Source organism: Alcanivorax sp., assembly GCF_040119285.1.
GTDB lineage: Bacteria > Pseudomonadota > Gammaproteobacteria > Pseudomonadales > Alcanivoracaceae > Alcanivorax.
Window position 1 is genome coordinate 245,681 of record NZ_JBEDTY010000004.1, and the last position, 17,635, is coordinate 263,315.

Sequence of the window (17,635 nt, forward strand, 5' to 3'; positions counted from 1 at the left end):
GAGTGAAAACAATGAAAACCCAATCCCTGATCCGGGCTTCGGTAACCCTGCTGACGGTAGCGTTGGCCTCCCTGCTGGCTTGGGCCTTGTGGCAGCACTATATGTACTCCCCCTGGACCCGCGATGGCCGGGTGCGGGCACGGGTGGTGCAGGTGGCGCCGGACGTATCGGGGTTAGTTACGGAGGTGCCGGTGGCGGATAACCAGGCCGTGCAGCGGGGCGACTTGTTGTTCGTGATTGACCGTAGCCGTTACCAGAATGCCTTGCTGCAAGCGCAAGCGGATCAGCAGGCCGCTGAGGCCGCAGCACGGGCAGCCGGTGCCGATATTCGTGCCGCTCAAGCCAGTGCTGCCAAAGCGCGGGCGGAATTTGCCATGCGTCAGGCGGAATCCCGCCGCCGTGATCGGATTGCCGAGGCGGTCTCCAGAGAAGTGCGTGACAACGCTCACAGCAGTGCCGAGGCAGCCGAGGCTCAATTGCAGGCTGCCCAGGCCAGCCATCAGCGGGCGACGGCCGGTCAGCAGCAGTTATTGGCTCGGCTTCAGCAGGCCAACGCGGCCTTGGCATTGGCGCAACTGAATCTGGAGCGTACGGAAGTGCGTGCCCCGGTGGATGGCTATGTTACCAACCTGGAGTTGTATCCGGGTGACTACGCCCATGTCGGCCAGGCCCATATGGCTTTGATCGATCGACACGATTTCTGGGTGTACGGCTACTTTGAGGAAACTAAGCTGCCCAATGTGCATGTGGGGGACGCGGTGCAGGTGCGCCTGCTTAGTGGCATCCGTGCCAATGGCACGGTGGACAGTATTGCCCACGGTATCGCCGACCAGGATAACCCCACTGGCGCCAACCTATTAGCGGATGTGAATCCGACCTTCAACTGGGTGCGGCTGGCCCAGCGAGTGCCAGTTAGGGTGTCGATTGATGCCGATAGCCTGCCCGAAAACACGGTGCTGGCCGCTGGCATGACCGCTACGCTGACATTGAATCCCTCTTGAACCGAGCGCGGAAGGTAAGAACGCAGAGCGGGGCAGATAATTGCACGCCGTTGAGCCGGTAAAAACGCCCTGACAGCGGGTAACTGAAGCTCGTTCATTGCGCCAGCACTGCGTGAAGGCGAGCATGATACGACCATACGAGGGCGTGTCATGCTACCGGAAGAGATTAAACACAAGTTGGCTATTTTGTCCCGCCCTGCCTGGCGCCCTCGAGTGGGGCCGGCGGTGCCGGGTGCGCGCTCCAAATTTGGCGGTTTGCCGCTGCTGAAGCCGAACGAAGCTTGGCCATGCTGCGGTCACTGCCACCAGCCCATGCAGTTGTTTGTGCAGCTTGATTCGCTGGATTTGCCTGTCGAGGCCCGCAGCGCATTCGGTGATGGCGTGTTGCAGGTGTTTTACTGCACGAACGCAGAGGAAGACTGTGAGGTGCTGGGGCATGCGCACCTGCCTTTTTCTGATGCTACATTGGTGCGGGTAATCCCTCGCCAGCAGGCGAAAGGTTTTGATGCTTTGCCCGTCAATATCCCCGACGCGTTTATCGAGCAATCATTGACCGGTTGGCAGTGGACGGCGGATTTTCCGGATCGACAGGAGCCGGTGGCGAACAATGAAGATGTGCCGGTTGGCATGGGTGATCTGCTTCAATCTCACCACTATGCTCCACGCTCGGGGGACAAATTTCTCGGGTGGCCTCACTGGGTGGGCGAGGCCAGTTATCCGTTATGTTCTTGTTGCAATAAGACGATGAAATTTATTCTGCAAATGGGGTCCGCTGATACCCTCCCGTTCTGGTTTGGCAATAGCGGTTACGCCTATGTTTTCCAGTGCGAAACAAATTATCAGATGTTAACCATGAGCTGGGAAGGCCGGCCATAAATTATTCAATTATTTCTTTCCCCTTTCTTTTCGGTATTTCTGCGGCGAAATCCCCATCATTTTTTTGAAAAGCCGAGAAAAATAATACGGATCGTCATGGCCCAGCTGCAGAGCAATAGTTGCCACGCTATCGTCGCTGATGTCCAGAAGATAGCAGGCGTGACTGACTTTAATGCGCTGAAATGCCTGCATGGGGGTTTGTCCGGTCTGGCGTTTGTATTCGCGAATAAAATGGTAACGGGACAAGTCGCTAGTGGCGGTCACCAAGTCGTCTAGGCTGAGTCTCCGGTCGATCGCCGTTTGTAGATAACTGTTTACTCGTAATACATCCAGAGTGGCATGGCGGACCTGGTGCTGGCGGCGCATCAAGGAGGCGTAGGCAAGCAGGCTGCGCAACAGATTGGCCGCATAAACCAGATGCTCGGGTTGCGCGTTGGTGGCGGCGGCCATCAGCGCCTGAAAATCTTCCGCCAGACGTGAATGTACGCCGACCCTCACCCTGTGGATGCCGGCGTGTGATTGGCCGGCAATTTCATCGAAATATCGTTGCACCTCATGCCCGCCCAGGTGTACCCAGTAAATACTCCATGGATGCTGTGGATTGGCGCGGTAACGATGAGCGAGCCCCGCGGGTAATAGCAATAGATCACCGGCTTCAACGGGGTGACTTTGGCCCCCGTAAGTGACTTCCCCTGCCCCGGACACACAATAGATTAGCAGATCATCTGCGGGTTGCTGGCGTTCCATTCGATGCCCGCTGGCCTGGGGATAAAAGCCCACCCCGTGGGGCATGCAGCCGGAACAGAGTGGGTGATCACGGACACTGGATAGCACCGAAGGTGGAATGACCGTGCGTTGCCCTCTGGCCGGTAATGGCCAGTGAGAGGTTTTGGCGGTGGGTTGTTCTACGATTTCCATAAACAGCAATATAGTCTATCTTCTGTCAAATGTGGCTATCTGCATAACACACCAGCTGTGCTACAACTGGAATCACGCTTTTACGCAGACATGCTTCACGCTGGCCCCCCAGCTCTGAGCCCGACAACCTGACCCCGAAAAGAATGGAGACCCCCGATGGCCCACCAATTACCTTTGCTGATTAATGGCGAATTTGTTGCCAGCCAAACTGACCAGTGGATTGCGGTAACCAACCCGGCCACCCAGCAGACGCTGTGCGAAGCCCCGGCGGCCACCGCCGAGGAAATGGAGCAGGCCATTGCGGCGGGCAAGGCGGCCTTCCAAACCTGGAAAGAGGTGCCGGTGTCGGAGCGAGCGCGCTTGATGCTGCGCTATCAGGCGCTGCTGAAAGAACATCACGATGAGATTGCCGAGATTCTCAGCCAGGAAACCGGTAAAACCTTTGAGGATGCCAAGGGCGACGTTTGGCGTGGCATCGAAGTGGCAGAGCAGGCCGCCAACATCGCGTCGCTGATGATGGGCGAAACCGTGGAGAACGTGGCGCGCAGCATCGATACCCACTCCTGGACCCAGCCCTTGGGGGTATGCGCGGGGATTACCCCGTTCAACTTCCCGGCCATGATTCCCCTGTGGATGTTCCCGCTGGCCATCGCCGCCGGTAATACCTTTGTGCTCAAGCCTTCTGAGCAAGATCCGATGACGCCGAATCGACTGGCAGAGTTATTTCAAGAGGCTGGCGCAGCGCCGGGCTTGTTACAGGTGGTGCACGGCGGTAAGGAGCAGGTCGATACGTTGCTTAAGCATCCTGATATTAAAGCGGTATCGTTCGTGGGATCCGTGCCAGTGGGGCAGCACGTGTACCGCACCGCAACCGACAACATGAAGCGCGCGCAGTGCTTCGCCGGCGCCAAGAATCACATGGTGATCATGCCGGACGCCAACAAGGAGCAGGTTGTTAGTAGCCTCGTGGGTTCTTCTTGTGGGGCGGCGGGTCAGCGCTGCATGGCGATCAGTGTGGCGGTGTTCGTGGGCGATTCGAAAGCCTGGATCGATGAGTTGGCCAGCCAGTTTGCTCAAATTCGCCCGGGGGCATGGAATGACCCGGAAGCGGCCTATGGCCCGCAGATCAGCCCGACCGCCAAACAGCGAGTGCTGAGCATGATTGAACAGGGTAAAAAAGAAGGTGCTACCTGCTTGCTGGATGGATCAGATTGCACCGTGGAAGGATTGCCGGACGGTAACTGGGTTGGCCCAACGTTATTCACCGATGTGACTTCCGACATGGCGATTTACCGGGAGGAAATTTTTGGCCCGGTGTTGTGCTGCGTTTGCGTGGACTCACTAGAAGAAGCCCTGGAACTGGTTAACAACAGCCCCTATGGTAACGGTACGTCCATTTTTACCGCCAACGGCGCTGCGGCACGTAAATATCAGCACCAAGTAGAAGTCGGGCAAGTGGGTATCAATGTGCCGATTCCTGTGCCGCTGCCCTTCTTCAGCTTCACTGGCTGGAAGGGCTCGTTCTATGGTGATCAACACGCTTATGGTAAGCAGGGTGTGCGTTTTTATACGGAAACCAAGACGGTTACTAGCCGCTGGTTTGACTCCGATATCCCGGTTGCTTCGGGACCCAACATGAGCATTAACTTGAAGTAGAAGATTGAAAATATCGGGCGTTTACGGGGAAACGTAATAGTGATTTCTAATGAAAAATTTTCCTGGAAAACGCCCGTGCTATTGAACGCTCAACTAACGTGTTGAGTATGAGTTATAGAAAATAACGGCGAGAAAAACTGTGGATTTTTCTTTTACTGAAGAGCAGCAAGCGTTCCGCGAAACGGCGAGGCAGTTTTCTGAAAAAGAATTCTCTCCCTATGCCGCCGAATGGGATGCGAAAAGCTATTTTCCAAAGGACGCTATTCGGAAAGCCGGAGAGTTAGGTTTTTGCTCCCTCTATTGTGATGAAGAGCATGGTGGCATGGGTTTGTCCCGTCTCGATGCTGCATTAATTTTCGAACAATTGTCGCAGGGGTGCACGTCGACTACAGCCTTTATCACCATTCATAACATGGCTACCTGGATGTTGACCCGCTTCGGTAACGATGCGACACGGTCACGTTGGGCGGAAGGTCTAATGAGTGGCGAAAAACTGGCCTCCTATTGCCTCACGGAACCGAATGCAGGTTCGGACGCTGCGGGACTTTCGACTACGGCAAAAAAAGATAATGGCGACTACTTGTTGAATGGCGCCAAGACCTTTATTTCCGGCGCTGGAGATACCGATGTGCTAGTGCTGATGGCTCGCACGGGTGGCCCTGGTGCTGGCGGGGTTTCCTGTTTTGCTGTCCCCGCAGATGCGCCAGGGGTTAGCTATGGCCGTAACGAGGCCAAGATGGGCTGGAAAAGTCAGCCCACCCGAGCGGTCATTCTGGAGGATGTGCGAATTCCGGCGGAGTGTCTGATCGGTGAAGAAGGGCAGGGCTTCAAGATTGCCATGGGTGGGTTGGACGGTGGCCGCATCAATATTGCCAGCTGTTCGCTGGGGGCCGCTCAGGCAGCGCTACATCAGGCGCAGCAATATGTGCAGGAACGTAAACAATTTGGCCAGGCCATTAGCGATTTTCAGACGGTGCAATTCACCCTGGCAGACATGGCAACGGAACTGGTAGCGGCACAGCAGATGGTACGCTTGGCTGCCTGGAAACTGGATCAAAACCACAGTGACAAGAGCATGCTGTGCGCCATGGCCAAGCGGATGGCCACGGATCTGTGTTTCAACGTCTGCAACCAAGCACTGCAACTGCACGGGGGGTACGGCTATATCAGTGAGTATCCGTTGGAGCGCTATCTGCGCGATGCGCGGGTTCACCAGATTCTGGAAGGCACCAATGAAATCATGCGCGTGATTATCGCGCGCAATGTGCTAAAAGATTTGTCGTTTCTATAACTAAGCAATCACTGCAAGAGCGATACTCCAGCTGCGAATCTGCTCGCCCAAACGGTGTCAGTTTTATTTGCGGCTCAAGCGTCGCTCTTGCCACTCCAACAAAACAAGGAGAGATAACAATGGAAATCGCATTCTTTGGTGTGGGCCATATGGGTGGGCCCATGGCGGCCAACCTGATTAAGGCTGGCCACCATGTCACCGCCTTTGATCTGGTTCCCGAGTTGCTCGACGGTGCCGTGAAAGAAGGCGCCAAAGCGGCCAGTAGTGCAGCGCAAGCGGTGCAGGGTGCCGAGGTGGTTGTCAGCATGCTTCCCTCTGCCGGTGCTGTGCGCGGACTTTACCTGGGCGACGATGGCGTACTGCAACAGATTGACGAAAACGCACTGATTATCGACTGCTCCACCATCGATGCGGATACTGCCCGTGACGTGGCAAGCATAGCCAAAGAGCAAGACAGGGTGATGATTGATGCGCCTGTGTCTGGCGGTGTGGGTGGAGCCAAGGCAGGGACGTTAACCTTTATCTGCGGTGGGCCGCAAGCGGCGGTGGATCGTGCTCGTCCGGTTCTAGAATGCATGGGCGCGCAGGTATTTCGTGCCGGGGATAATGGCGCCGGTCAGTTGGCAAAAATATGCAATAACATGCTTCTGGCTATCCATATGATCGGTACCGCTGAAGCGCTACAAATGGGCGCAGACCATGGACTCGATCCAGCGGTATTGTCCGATATCATGAAAGCCAGCTCTGGTGATAACTGGTCACTGGATAAGTACAACCCCTGGCCCGGCGTGATGGAAAATGTGCCGTCGTCAAAAAATTACGAAGGCGGTTTTGCGGTAAAGCTGATGAATAAAGATCTGGGCTTGGCATTACAGGCCGGCCTCAGCACCCAGTCCGCCACGCCCATGGGAAATTTGGCGAAAAGCCTGTATGCCGCTCATGGCAATCATGGTTACTCAGATAAGGATTTTTCCAGTATCCAAGCATTCTTTCGGCATAAAAACGACTGACTGACTAGGGGCAGCAGAGCTTCCACAAACCCGCGATTTTCAAATGTCGTTGGGCTGCCATAGCCGATGCGGCGTGCGGCCCCAAAATCTTGGCCAAGGCTTCTTCACTGCATGAGGGGCCAGTGACATATCGGCATTGGCGTCATGCAACGTATTACAGTCGAACAACAGCAGGCCGCGTGCGCGGCCCCATCCTGATACCGCTGGAGGGATGCCTCCTGCCCAGTGGCTAAAGGCTGCTTGAGCTCTACTTAAACGGGCGGAAAAAATGGCAGCTTAAAGCGACTTCGATTGTTTGCTGAATGTAAGTATCGCAATCAGGAAGACGGAGAATTATCCGGGTGGTGGCAGCATTCATACCCAATACATCGCTGGTGAAAGCGTGCAGGGTATTGGTTTATAGAGAGCCCGTGCTGTTTTTTTAGCCTAAATGTGCCGCATAAGGATGGGAGGAGCCGGGGGGTGATCGCCTGTCGCCATTATGGTAATTTTCAATTCAGTCGCGAGCACGTTTTACTCGCATGTGCTGGGCAAGTAGGTGACGGGCCAAACTGGTGAGTTCCGCGATGCTGTTGATTACGGCGTCCGGGCGGTGCGGGTGTTTGACCGTATGCGGGAAAATTTTATCCAGCCAAGCCTGACCCCAGCCCGCGCCATTATAGAAAATAGAGGTGACGCAGGCTTCTTTGGCAGCGATTACGTCGGTGGTGCTGTCGCCTACATACCAGCAGCTTTCAGCGGGTTCCTTGTCAAGAATCGCCAGGGCTTTTAATAGCATCTGTGGTGACGGCTTGCGTTCTTCCACATCGTTTCCGCAGACTACTACATCGAATAGATCCTCCCAGCCATTACCGTCTACCAGGGCCAGTTCGTGTTCCAGGAATTCCCGTTTGCGATTGGAGATTAAGCCGATTTTTACGCCCAATTCACGAAGGTGTTCCAGTTGTTGGCGGATATCTGCTTCCAGTGGATGTACTTCGGCCACATATTTCCGGTAGGCCTGATCGAAGGCATGGTGAGCACGGCTCTTGGCATCCTGGTCATCACCAAACAACACTTCGAAAATATCGGTGCGAGAAATCTTTCGTTGTGTGACAATTTTTGGGTGCAGACGGTGATGATTTTTCACGTAGATTAGAAGCTTGGCGTCTTCGATGGTCTTGGACTCATCTGGGTCCAGTAACCGATCCCCGAGACCGAGAGACTGTAGCTGAGGCAGGATATCATCGACAGCGTGATACATGGCGTCATGGGTGTCTACCAGAGTGGCATGCCAATCGATAAGAATGGTATCGGGGCGCGCATGGGGGAGTTGTAGAATGCTCATGATGACCTTGAATGTGAGGCGTGAATGATTGTCGTTGCCTTTCTCGGTTGCGGTGTTGTCATGGTTTGCAGCTTAATCTTAATGGTAGAGGTTAGCTGGTTTTTTTTTGAGCGTCGTCATGCGTGTCACTATTTTGAAAAGCTTTACGCGCCTCCACCGTGACACTCTAAAAAAATTATGCTTCTATCGAAAGCGAATAATGGGTATCACCCTATAAAGTATGAGCGATTAAATCATTCTTCTCATTAGGTCTGAGGTTGATGAGGCGTGAGAGGGGGATAGAGGCTTGGTTGAATCATCAGAAGGGAAATAAGTAATGCAGCATTCAGCTAGGTTCGTCAGCCTTTTTTTTACAGGCATGCTAGCGGTGGTAAGCTCCACTTGTTTGGCCGAACCTGAAACGCAGCAGATACCGCCAATAGAGAGCAGGATCAGCGAAGAAAAAATTAACGATGCTTTAAGTTCGGCCTATAAAAAGTATAAAAATTTGAAAGAAGGTGCTAACGCAAATTACATTCCGGCGCTGGACAAGGTGGACTCAAGTATTTTCGGTATTGTGCTGGTAACTGTGGATGGGAAAGTCTACACCGCCGGTGATATAAAATCCGAAGTATCCATTCAATCTATTTCCAAAGTTTTTACCATGGCTAAGGTCACGGAGGAGAAAGGTATTGCCGCGCTGCCCAAGAAGGTAGGTGTGGACGCAACGGGACAGGTTTTCAATTCTATCAATGCCATTGAGCAGCACCAAGGGCATGAAATGAACCCGCTGGTTAATGCTGGTGCGATCACGACTACCAGCATGGTTTCCGGTAAAAGCTACAACGAAATCTGGAATAAACTTCTCGGTTATTACAGTGATTTTGCCGGCCGAGAACTTACGGTACTGGAAGACATCTACAAATCAGAAGCGGCCACCAACCAGCGAAACCAAGCCATTGCTCATCTGATGTATGCCTATGGTCATATCGATGGTGACCCGCTGCAAGCGACCGATATTTATACCCGTCAGTGTTCTGTGGGCGTGAACGCCAAAGACTTGGGCACCATGGCGGCGACATTGGCTAATGCAGGCACCAATCCGATCACTGGTAAAGTGCTGGTGAAGCCTGAAGATATGCCGGAAATTTTGGCGGTAATGGCGACAGCGGGGCTGTACGACGATGCGGGTAAGTGGCTGTATAGAACCGGGCTTCCAGCAAAAAGTGGGGTAGGGGGTGGTATCATAGCGGTCTCACCGGGCAAGTTTGGCATTGCGGCAATTTCCCCTTTGTTAGACGAAGCAGGTAACAGTGTGCGAGCCCAGAAAGCCATTGCTGATATCTCTGCGGCTTTGGGCGGTAACCCCTACGAGGCAACCCCCTACGGAAAGTAATGACTACAGCAGTTAACGACCAGCAAATGTTCTCGTTGGTGAATCAGTCTGGTGCCCTTAAAAGCCAGACAGTAAAGGCGGCCCTCATGGCTGCTTCTTTTATTGTTGGTAACTGGCCTGTTATGGGTTTGGCTGCCCAGACATTTGATACCGCCGAAACGCCACCGGAAATATGGCAGCCGCCTTCGTTTGATATTCAGCAATGGGATTGGATACAACTGGATACGGGAGAGTGGGTGAAAGGCCGCATCCAGGTTCTGCACGAGGAATCCGTAGAGATCGACAGTAGCCATTTTGGATTGATTTCTATTGATTGGGATGATGTGGCTTACATTCGTACCGGCCGGGTTATGTCGGTGTTGCTTGACGGCGGCGAAGTGATATTGGGGAGTCTGAAAACTGAGCGCGGTAAGCTGATAGTGGGCGGGCATCCAGTGAATTTTGCTGCGGTGGTTGGCATTGCTTCTGCGTCACCTAGAGAGTTCGATTTATGGTCTGCGGATCTTTCGGCGGGTGCCAATTTTCGCAGCGGGAATGTGGAACAGAAAGACCTTAATGCCAAGGCTGAGCTGAAGCGTCGAACGGTAAAAAATAATACTCGAATGAGTTATACCGGAAACTATTCAGAATCGGAATCTGAAAAGCTGGCCAATAACCATACGGCTAGTTTGACACACGATTATCGTATCAGTCATAGATGGTTCTTGCGGCCAGTCCAAGCGGAATATTATCGCGACCCTTTTCAGAACCGTGAATCGGAATGGACCGTTGGATTTGGTGCGGGTTATCAAATTGTGGAGACGCCTAAATTTGATTGGGCGGTGTCGGCGGGTCCGGGTTATCAGCGCACTGAGTATGTGGATGTGGGGTCAGGTGAAGATCGTATCGTGTCGACACCGGCATTATTGTTAGGCACTAATTATGATCAGGATGTGATTGACAATATTGATCTTCAGGTGGACTACCAGATCACAATAACTGAAACCAAAGCGGGGCGGGCCAAGCATGATTTTTATATGGCTCTGGATGTGGATCTGACCAGCCGGCTAGACGTGCGCTTGGCAGGCACTTGGAAACGTATCGAGAGCCCGCAACCTGATAGTGATGGCATTACCCCTGAGAAAGACGACTTTACAGTGACTCTGGGGTTGGCGTTAGAGATCTAATGGCTGTAGGGCGCCTCTGAAAACTCTTTGCACGCTGAGCGCGCAAGGGGTTTTCAACGGCACCCTGGTAGCACACGGCATGCCGGAATGGTCCGGCATGCTATCTATTCTATTGTGCTTATAGCTGACTGAGCACGGTCTCTGCACTGCTCTTGTCCACGCCTTTGTCATCCACGCCCAGATATTCCACCACACCATCGTTGGCAATCAGGGCGAAACGTTTGCTGCGAATGCCCATGCAGCCGCCGGTCGCATCTAGCTCCAGCCCCAGCGCTTTGGCCAGTTCTGCGTTGCCGTCAGCGAGCATGGTAATACGCTCGGCATTCTGATCTTGCTGCCAAGCATCCAACACAAAGGCATCATTCACGGCCATACAGGCAATGGCATCGACTTTCTCCAGCAAAGCATCGGCGTTAACCACAAAGCCGGGCATATGGGTGTTGGAACAGCCAGGGGTGAACGCCCCGGGCACGGCAAACAGGACTACTTTGCGCCCTTTGAAAAAGTCGCCGGTGCTGAGGTCCTGGGGTCCATCAGGGCCGTTGGTTTTCAGAGTGATAGAAGGAAGATTGTCGCCAACTGCAATGCTCATGGTTCGCGTCCTTGGCTTGAGAATGGACACTCACTGTAGCAAACCGGCGAGAACAAGAAAGCGTTGTATGAGCCGATTGGAATAATCAGAGGGTATAGGGGCGATAGGCAGGGTTCATTAGGGGAAAACGAGTGACGAAAAGGGAAGGGAATACCGGATAAGGGCCCTTTCGCAAATCGTCACTAGCGGTGCATGTGCATGCACGAATGCCATGCAGGGATGCGATGAACAGGGCGGAGGCCTCCGCCCTTCACAGTGTTAGCCGAGCAGACCGCCTAGTAATCCACCCAGAACCGGGCCGAGTACAGGAATGTCAGCCAGCACATCGCTAAGCGGAGCTAGCAGCGAGCCGGCAGCATTCTCACCGAGCAGGCTTACCAGCAGTGAGCCCACCAGATCGCCCACTAGCGGTAGTGACTGTACCAAGCCGATCACTGCGTCTAGCAAATTGCCATCCTGGTCCAGAATGCCGTTAAGCAGTTGGCTGGGATCGCCGCCTGCCAAGCCACCCACCAGGCCGCCAAGCAGGCTGTCGAGCAGGCCTTGCAGGGCGGGTTGCTCAATGAGCATGGCCAGATCGGGAGTGAGAAGGCTATCTCCGGCACCACCTTGCAGCACCGTGAGGATCTGGTTAAGCAAATCACCTACGACGGGGACTTCATTGAGTAGGTCGACGCCAGCCAGGAGGTCGCCTCCGCTTGCCACACCGGTCACGGTGGCCAGTAGTGGCTCCAATAGATCGCCCAGCAGAGGGGCTTCGATTAACAGCTCACCGAACTGTCCTAACTGGCCCGCGGATTGAATCAGGCAATCTAACGGGCTGCCAGATTCACAGGCCACGGCACCTAGCAGCTGGTCGATCACATTACCCAATACAGGGATTTCAGCCAGCATGTCGGTGACAACAGTTAATTGCTCGCCAGAAAGACCGTTCAGCAGACTTTCCAAGTCTAAGGCATCTGTCGGCAGGCCGCCGTTATCGCCACCAGCAATCCCGTTGAGTAGATCCCCAAGGATAGGGAGCTGCGTTAGCAATTGGGGAAGGGTTTGCAGGTCTTTCAGTGGCGCAAAAAGATCGCCGCCGTTGTTCAGTAGCCCAGCTAGCAGGTCGCCCAGAACCGGAATGTGCTCCAGCAAAGTGGGGAGGGTTTCCAGCAGTTTCAGGTTGCCTGGCTCAGCAAGGCCGGCCAGCAGGCCCGTCAACATTTCTGGGTTGATGGCTCCACCGCCCAGCAGGTCGCCCACAGGGCCCAGCTTTTCACCGGCGGCCAGCAGGCAGGTTAGTGGATCCGCACCTTCAGGGCACAATTCGCCAAGACCACCGGTCAGGTTAAGAATGCTGCCAACGCCGCCTAGCACTTCGGTCAAGCATGCTTTGGGCTGAAAATTATCAGCGCGGGTGGATATTGGGCACAGGGCAGTGGACAAGCTATTCACGGTGCCGATTAGTGGCTCACCCATGGCCAGATTTTCAGCCACTTGGCTTAAGCACAATTGCGGATTCAATGAATCCTCGCAGCCCAAATAACCGAGAACGCCGATAAGGGTGCTGTCTGGCACGGTGCTAACCGTTTCGATGATGCACTCTACTGGATTAGCGGAGTTGGGGCACAGTTGTTGGCCGACAGGGCCGCTGTTATCCAACAATCCTGCCAGAGTACTTTTCAAGTAAGCCCCGGTTTCCAAAATACAGCCTTGCAGGAAATCCGGGTTGGTAGCGCTGCTGAGTAAGCTGGATTCGGTGGCAGCAACGGTGTCGGCGCATAGCAGGCCGAGCAGGTTGTCATTGCCAAGAGAGATATTTTCCAGTGCCTCATTTTCACAGGTCAGCACATCAATAGCGCCGCCCAATTGAGTGCCAAGCAGAGCCTGGGGACAAACTGATACGGTGAAATGGTTGTTGGTGTCCAGCAAAGTAAGTAGCTGGGCTTCTTCTTCCTCTGTCACCGGTGGCACGGTGTCGTCTTCACCGCCTTCATCGCCACCACCACCTTCATCGCCACCACCACCTTCATCACCACCGCCCTCATCGCCACCACCGGTATCGCCACCGCCAGTATCGGTATTACCGGTTTCTTGATTGGTGCTAGTGTTATCAGTAGAGCTGCCGCCGCCGCTGCCACCACCACAGGCGGTTAATGCTGCCATAAAGGTCAATAGCAGCAATAATCGGGTCAAATGTAACATGTGAATCCCCCTCTAACATGGATATACGAAACAAGCCGTCAGGGCGTTGTTAATGCCAACTCCCTGGAGAGAGTGTATAAAATTCGTTGCGTTGCGAGTGTTGGCTAAAAATGTCGTTTTGTATCTGTAATTGCAGTGTTCTGTAATGCACAGGTATTGAGCACGCTTCGATTGTTGATTAAGTGCTTAGATAATTAGAAAAAGAGAAGAGCTAAGGGGGTGGGCAATGGGCGTTGACGGAGCGGATGGTGGGATCAGCCTCAATCTTGTGCGGCCCTGATGTTGCACGAAAGCGTGGCGTTTATCTCTTTTTGGCTTATGGTTCTTCGCTTGGGGTGGCTCTTTTGCTTGGGTGAAGTCGACTATAAGTCACGCACCGTATTTCAGCACGATCGCGATATTGTGCTCTGCAGGTTTCGTCGTTTTTTTAATGTGCGTCATGTTTATACGGGAGGAGCCTCAAGATACAGCCGAAGACTGAACCGTTTACGTCCCAAGTTATGCTGTGCACGTAAAGCATGTTCAGAATCCCCATAATGTAAAGAAACCGCCCAGCCATAGCCGAGCGGCACACCCATCAGCCATTAACGGGCTAGTGTCGGCGACGTAACCCTCCACCGATTAGCAGGATCAAAAAGGGGAGCAATGCGCCCATACCGAAGGCGCCGCCGCTTCCTCCATTGCCACCGCTATAAGACGAGCGATTACTGTTATACATGGGTTGGGTGTTGTCTACGCGATTACCGCTAGGTGCACTGGCTTGGCGTTGCGCTTTTGCCCGCTTTTCAAGCTCCCGACGTTTGGCGTTGCGCCGATCAATGCCGTAATCCTTAAACACTTCATCACGAAGCACCACCATGGAGGTGTAGTGGGTGACCAGTCCATATTCTATCCCCAGATCGGTAATCCCCTGCTGGAGATCTTTTTCTTCACCGAAATACTCTATTTCCTGTTGCATATCCTGGATGGTGGCGTAAGCCCACAGGCGCTCGAGTTCCGGGTTATTGCCGCCTTGGGCGGGGAAATCGAAGCGGGTTTTGTAGGTTTTTTCTTGCCCGGCCACATCGGCGCGAAGAGTGACTGTGGCGGGGCCGTCACCCCAATAGTGGCCGAGCAGTACGATTTGGCGGCCATGGTAAATGCTGCCAATGCGTTGGGGTTGTAGGTCTGCGGTGCGAATGCCATCGATATCGATCTCCACGTCATTCATGGCCTGGTGGGTCACCTTGCTGGTGGCGTTGAGAATCTGTCCGGCAATGTCGTCGCTGTTGGAGACGCTGATGGCAAAGCCGTTGCTGGCATCGGTCATGGCGGTGAGCATGGGCCGGTTGGCACTGTTACCCATGACAAAGGTGAATAACCGAACGTCGTGACCTTCCAGAAGGTCGATAAAGTCTTTCTGTCGGTTTTTACCTACATTAGCCACGCCATCGGTGACGAGCACGATGCCGGTGGGCCGGTCTGCGTCCAGCGGGTTCAGTGCCAGGCTTAACCCACCGAACAGGTTGGTGCCACCACGGGACTGGAGCTGCATGATTTTTTGGGTGTACTGACGAATATTATTGGGTGTGGCATCCACAAAACCGCTAGTGAGTTCTTCGGCTCGGTCATCGAACAGAACGATACGGAAGCGGTCGTTGCCGCGCAGTTTTCCCAAGGCCTGGCGGACGCCGTCGCCTAGAGTCGCCAGTTTGGCATTCATGGAGCCAGAAATATCCAGTACGAACACCCAGTCGCTACCGGTGGTGATCGGGGGCAGGTCGTCCCCTGGGGTAATGCTCAGCATGAAGGTGCCGCGGTCTTTGCCCGGTGCCTTATAAGCCACTAGATCGACGCTGCCGGGCAGCTCTTGCTGGTGACGCCAGTAAACAACGATGTCTTGGTCCAAGGTGAAGGCGCTGGGGGGGTGGCCATTGGTTGCTGGGGGAGCGAAGTTGTTGTTATCGCCCTTTTCACTCATTCCTTCCTCTTTAACGGTGGTGCTTGCGCTACGGTTATCCAGTGTCACTTGCCATTGCTGCGAACCAAGTTGCTGGATCTTCGCCTGGGGGTGCTTGGGTAGACGCAGGGCATCCACCGGATAGCTGCTGCGCAAGTTAAGGGTAAAGCTGAAGCGTTCTTCTACCTTGTCGTTGGCGGTCCAGAACGCCAGTTTTTTCTCGTCTACACCGCCTTCTTCCAGCGGATACACATAGCGGCCGATGCCGGTGTCCACGAAGGCCGGTTGCATGTAAACCAACCGCACGCGAGTATCCTGGCCGGCGCGCACTGGTTGCACTTTCACATCGAAGGCCTTGAAGCTGTCCTTCTCGGTGAGCCCGGCCTCGCGCCCCGCGGCTTTTTCTTGCTCGTAGACTTGGCGGGCCTGTTGTTTTTCCAGTACTTCACCGATCACTGGCTTGCCATCGATCCACACGGTGAATTCGGCCACGGTGCCTTTTTCGGGAACAGGAAAGCGGTAGTAAGCCTCCAGGTCCTGGTTATTCGGATTGTGAAAAACCTGCTCGACTTCGGTGATGGCATAGCCGTCTTCCACATCCACGGTGACATGTTGCTCGCGAATCTGCAGTGGCGGCAGGGAGCTGTTCGCTGGGGTCATCAGCCCTGCGGCTAGGGTTGGGTTGGTTAGCAGGCAGCCAAACAGCAACGCCAGGCCGGCCGCAAAACGCGTGTATCCGTTCCTGAAACCCATGATGGTTCTCCTTGTTATGAATCATGGGCACTGTTTTACCTGTGGCGGAGGGCTTTGTTAAACGGTGTTCATTAACAAGCCATGTCTTGGGGTGTTCAATAGGAATTGATTTTGCGGGTTATCCCTTTTGTGTCAGTTGGTTACGGGTGGCGTCTAGTAGAGCAGCAAAATCCGGGCGGGCGATAATCGCCAGAACCAGAGTATAAACACCGTTGAGCAGGGCTAGCAGGGCATCCGCCTGCATTAGGCTAAGAGCGATAACAAGCATGGACACCGCATCGAGAATGGCCAACAGCATAAACATGCTGGCTTGAACCTTGAATACCGCCGTGTCTCCGGCAGGGTCAGCGGGGGTGGTGGTTTGAATCGATCGCTGGGCAATGGTGGAGGGGGCTAGCAGCGCATTACGCAGCGGCCTGGCAATCACTAGCATGAGTGCCATGGCGCCCATGGCCCCCGTACGTAGGGTGTCTTGCGGCAGCCATTCCATGGAGGCCGTGTAGTTACCGAACCAGACGAGGCCGGCAATGGCGATGCCGATCAAAAGCGGTGCCGAGAGCACCAGGAACCAAAACATATTAAGCCGCTGTACGGCTGAAGTAGACGCGGGCATAAAACTATTCCTGTAATCGGTTGCTGGTGCTTAAGGGTGGAAGGAAGCGGTGCGGCTTAATCTCTAAAGTTATTGAACTGCAGTGGCGTTTCGCTTTTCGATTCTCGCAGCAGGGTCATCACGGCCTGCAAGTCATCGCGCTTTTTGCCGTTCACTCTTACTTGGTCGCCTTGAATAGACGCCTGCACCTTGATCTTGCTTTCCTTAATTTGTTTGACGATCTGTTTGGCCACGGGCTGCTCGATGCCCTGACGGAACGTCAGTGTAAGCGAGAAGGTCTTGCCGCTGTGCTCAAGCTCTTCGGGCTTGTCGGCACCGGCGGCGCTGATGTTCTGCTTGAGGCAGGCTTTGGCAAACAATTCTTCCAGCTGCCGTACTTGAAAATCGGATTCGGTTTTCAGGGTAACGGCCAGGCCGTTCTGAGCGATGCTGGCTTCTACGCCACGGAAATCAAACCGGGTGGTAAGTTCGCGGTTAGCGTTCTCAACGGCATGGCGAAGGGCCACTTCATCAATCTCGGAAACAATGTCAAAAGACGGCATGGTGTCGGGTCTCCCGGTAATGGTGGGCAGGTAAGTATACGCGCGGAGAAAGGAAGGGGCATGCTTGTGGCAATTTTGCGTTCTCCGTAGGGGTTAACGGGTTGCTTAACATTCAGGTAAATCGGTACGTTTGCAGCCTATCATGGATGAAGCATCCGTTTGGATCAGGCTTGCACAGACGGAGGCGACATCATTGTCTTTGTCACGCCGGCAAGGTTCATTTTATGGGTCATTCAACGGTGGTGGTGCAGCAGGGTGCTAAGAAACCATTGTAAGAACGTAGTGCAGTGGCATGACGTACGTAGGGGTGTGCGATCCTGGAATGAATAGCCCGTTACAGCTTGCTCCGTGGCGTTTGTCTCTATAATATTCGTATTTCCGGATATATG

The 17,635-nt window shown here is 54.1% G+C and carries 14 protein-coding genes; 7 read left to right on the forward strand and 7 right to left on the reverse strand.

The window, feature by feature from the left end; genetic code table 11:
• The first annotated feature begins 11 nt into the window (after positions 1–11).
• On the forward strand, positions 12–1,001 hold the full coding sequence (locus tag ABNH10_RS02085; protein WP_349384535.1) for an HlyD family secretion protein: 990 nt from the start codon (positions 12–14) through the stop codon (positions 999–1,001).
• Between the two features lie 150 nt (positions 1,002–1,151).
• Entirely contained in the window at positions 1,152–1,877 is a 726-nt protein-coding gene (locus ABNH10_RS02090) for a DUF1963 domain-containing protein (protein WP_349384536.1), read from the forward strand.
• Positions 1,878–1,886: 9 nt separating this feature from the next.
• Here the strand turns inward: ABNH10_RS02090 and ABNH10_RS02095 are convergent, their stop codons facing one another.
• On the reverse strand, positions 1,887–2,795 hold the full coding sequence (locus tag ABNH10_RS02095) for an AraC family ligand binding domain-containing protein (protein WP_349384680.1): 909 nt from the start codon (positions 2,793–2,795) through the stop codon (positions 1,887–1,889).
• Between the two features lie 156 nt (positions 2,796–2,951).
• On the opposite strand from ABNH10_RS02095, the gene ABNH10_RS02100 reads away from it, so the two are divergent.
• The 3 genes from ABNH10_RS02100 (at position 2,952) to mmsB (ending at position 6,752) form a co-directional block, all read left to right on the forward strand.
• Positions 2,952–4,451: a CoA-acylating methylmalonate-semialdehyde dehydrogenase gene (locus ABNH10_RS02100; protein WP_349384537.1), complete on the forward strand. Its 1,500-nt coding sequence runs from the start codon at positions 2,952–2,954 to the stop codon at positions 4,449–4,451.
• 139 nt (positions 4,452–4,590) lie between these two features.
• Positions 4,591–5,742, forward strand: coding sequence for an acyl-CoA dehydrogenase family protein (locus tag ABNH10_RS02105; RefSeq protein ID WP_349384538.1), 1,152 nt, complete (start codon positions 4,591–4,593; stop codon positions 5,740–5,742).
• 119 nt (positions 5,743–5,861) lie between these two features.
• A complete protein-coding gene (mmsB, locus tag ABNH10_RS02110) occupies positions 5,862–6,752 on the forward strand; it encodes a 3-hydroxyisobutyrate dehydrogenase (protein ID WP_349384539.1) in 891 nt (296 codons plus the stop codon).
• Between the two features lie 496 nt (positions 6,753–7,248).
• On the opposite strand, the gene ABNH10_RS02115 is transcribed toward mmsB, so the two are convergent.
• Positions 7,249–8,079: an HAD family hydrolase gene (locus ABNH10_RS02115; RefSeq protein WP_349384540.1), complete on the reverse strand. Its 831-nt coding sequence runs from the start codon at positions 8,077–8,079 to the stop codon at positions 7,249–7,251.
• 316 nt (positions 8,080–8,395) lie between these two features.
• On the opposite strand from ABNH10_RS02115, the gene glsA reads away from it, so the two are divergent.
• Both glsA and ABNH10_RS02125 read left to right on the forward strand, forming a co-directional pair.
• Positions 8,396–9,454: a glutaminase A gene (gene glsA / locus ABNH10_RS02120; protein ID WP_349384541.1), complete on the forward strand. Its 1,059-nt coding sequence runs from the start codon at positions 8,396–8,398 to the stop codon at positions 9,452–9,454.
• Positions 9,454–10,620 carry a DUF481 domain-containing protein gene (locus ABNH10_RS02125; RefSeq protein WP_349384542.1) on the forward strand — a complete coding sequence of 389 codons (1,167 nt, stop codon included), beginning with the start codon at positions 9,454–9,456 and terminating at the stop codon, positions 10,618–10,620. The genes glsA and ABNH10_RS02125 overlap by 1 nt, the downstream gene beginning before the upstream one ends.
• A 118-nt stretch (positions 10,621–10,738) precedes the next feature.
• Here the strand turns inward: ABNH10_RS02125 and ABNH10_RS02130 are convergent, their stop codons facing one another.
• The 5 genes from ABNH10_RS02130 to ABNH10_RS02150 all read right to left on the reverse strand — a co-directional run bounded on the left by ABNH10_RS02130 (position 10,739) and on the right by ABNH10_RS02150 (position 17,246).
• Complete coding sequence (locus ABNH10_RS02130; protein ID WP_349384543.1) at positions 10,739–11,212, reverse strand: peroxiredoxin; 474 nt, start codon at positions 11,210–11,212, stop codon at positions 10,739–10,741.
• 258 nt (positions 11,213–11,470) lie between these two features.
• Positions 11,471–13,399: a hypothetical protein gene (locus tag ABNH10_RS02135; RefSeq protein WP_349384544.1), complete on the reverse strand. Its 1,929-nt coding sequence runs from the start codon at positions 13,397–13,399 to the stop codon at positions 11,471–11,473.
• Positions 13,400–13,991: 592 nt separating this feature from the next.
• Positions 13,992–16,091 (reverse strand): VIT and vWA domain-containing protein, encoded by a 2,100-nt coding sequence (locus ABNH10_RS02140; RefSeq protein ID WP_349384545.1) that lies wholly within the window; start codon positions 16,089–16,091, stop codon positions 13,992–13,994.
• A 118-nt stretch (positions 16,092–16,209) separates the two neighbouring features.
• Positions 16,210–16,704, reverse strand: a complete 495-nt coding sequence (locus tag ABNH10_RS02145; RefSeq protein WP_349384546.1) for a hypothetical protein — start codon at positions 16,702–16,704, stop codon at positions 16,210–16,212.
• A gap of 56 nt (positions 16,705–16,760) precedes the next feature.
• Positions 16,761–17,246 (reverse strand): YajQ family cyclic di-GMP-binding protein, encoded by a 486-nt coding sequence (locus ABNH10_RS02150; RefSeq protein ID WP_349384547.1) that lies wholly within the window; start codon positions 17,244–17,246, stop codon positions 16,761–16,763.
• Positions 17,247–17,635: the final 389 nt, after the last annotated feature.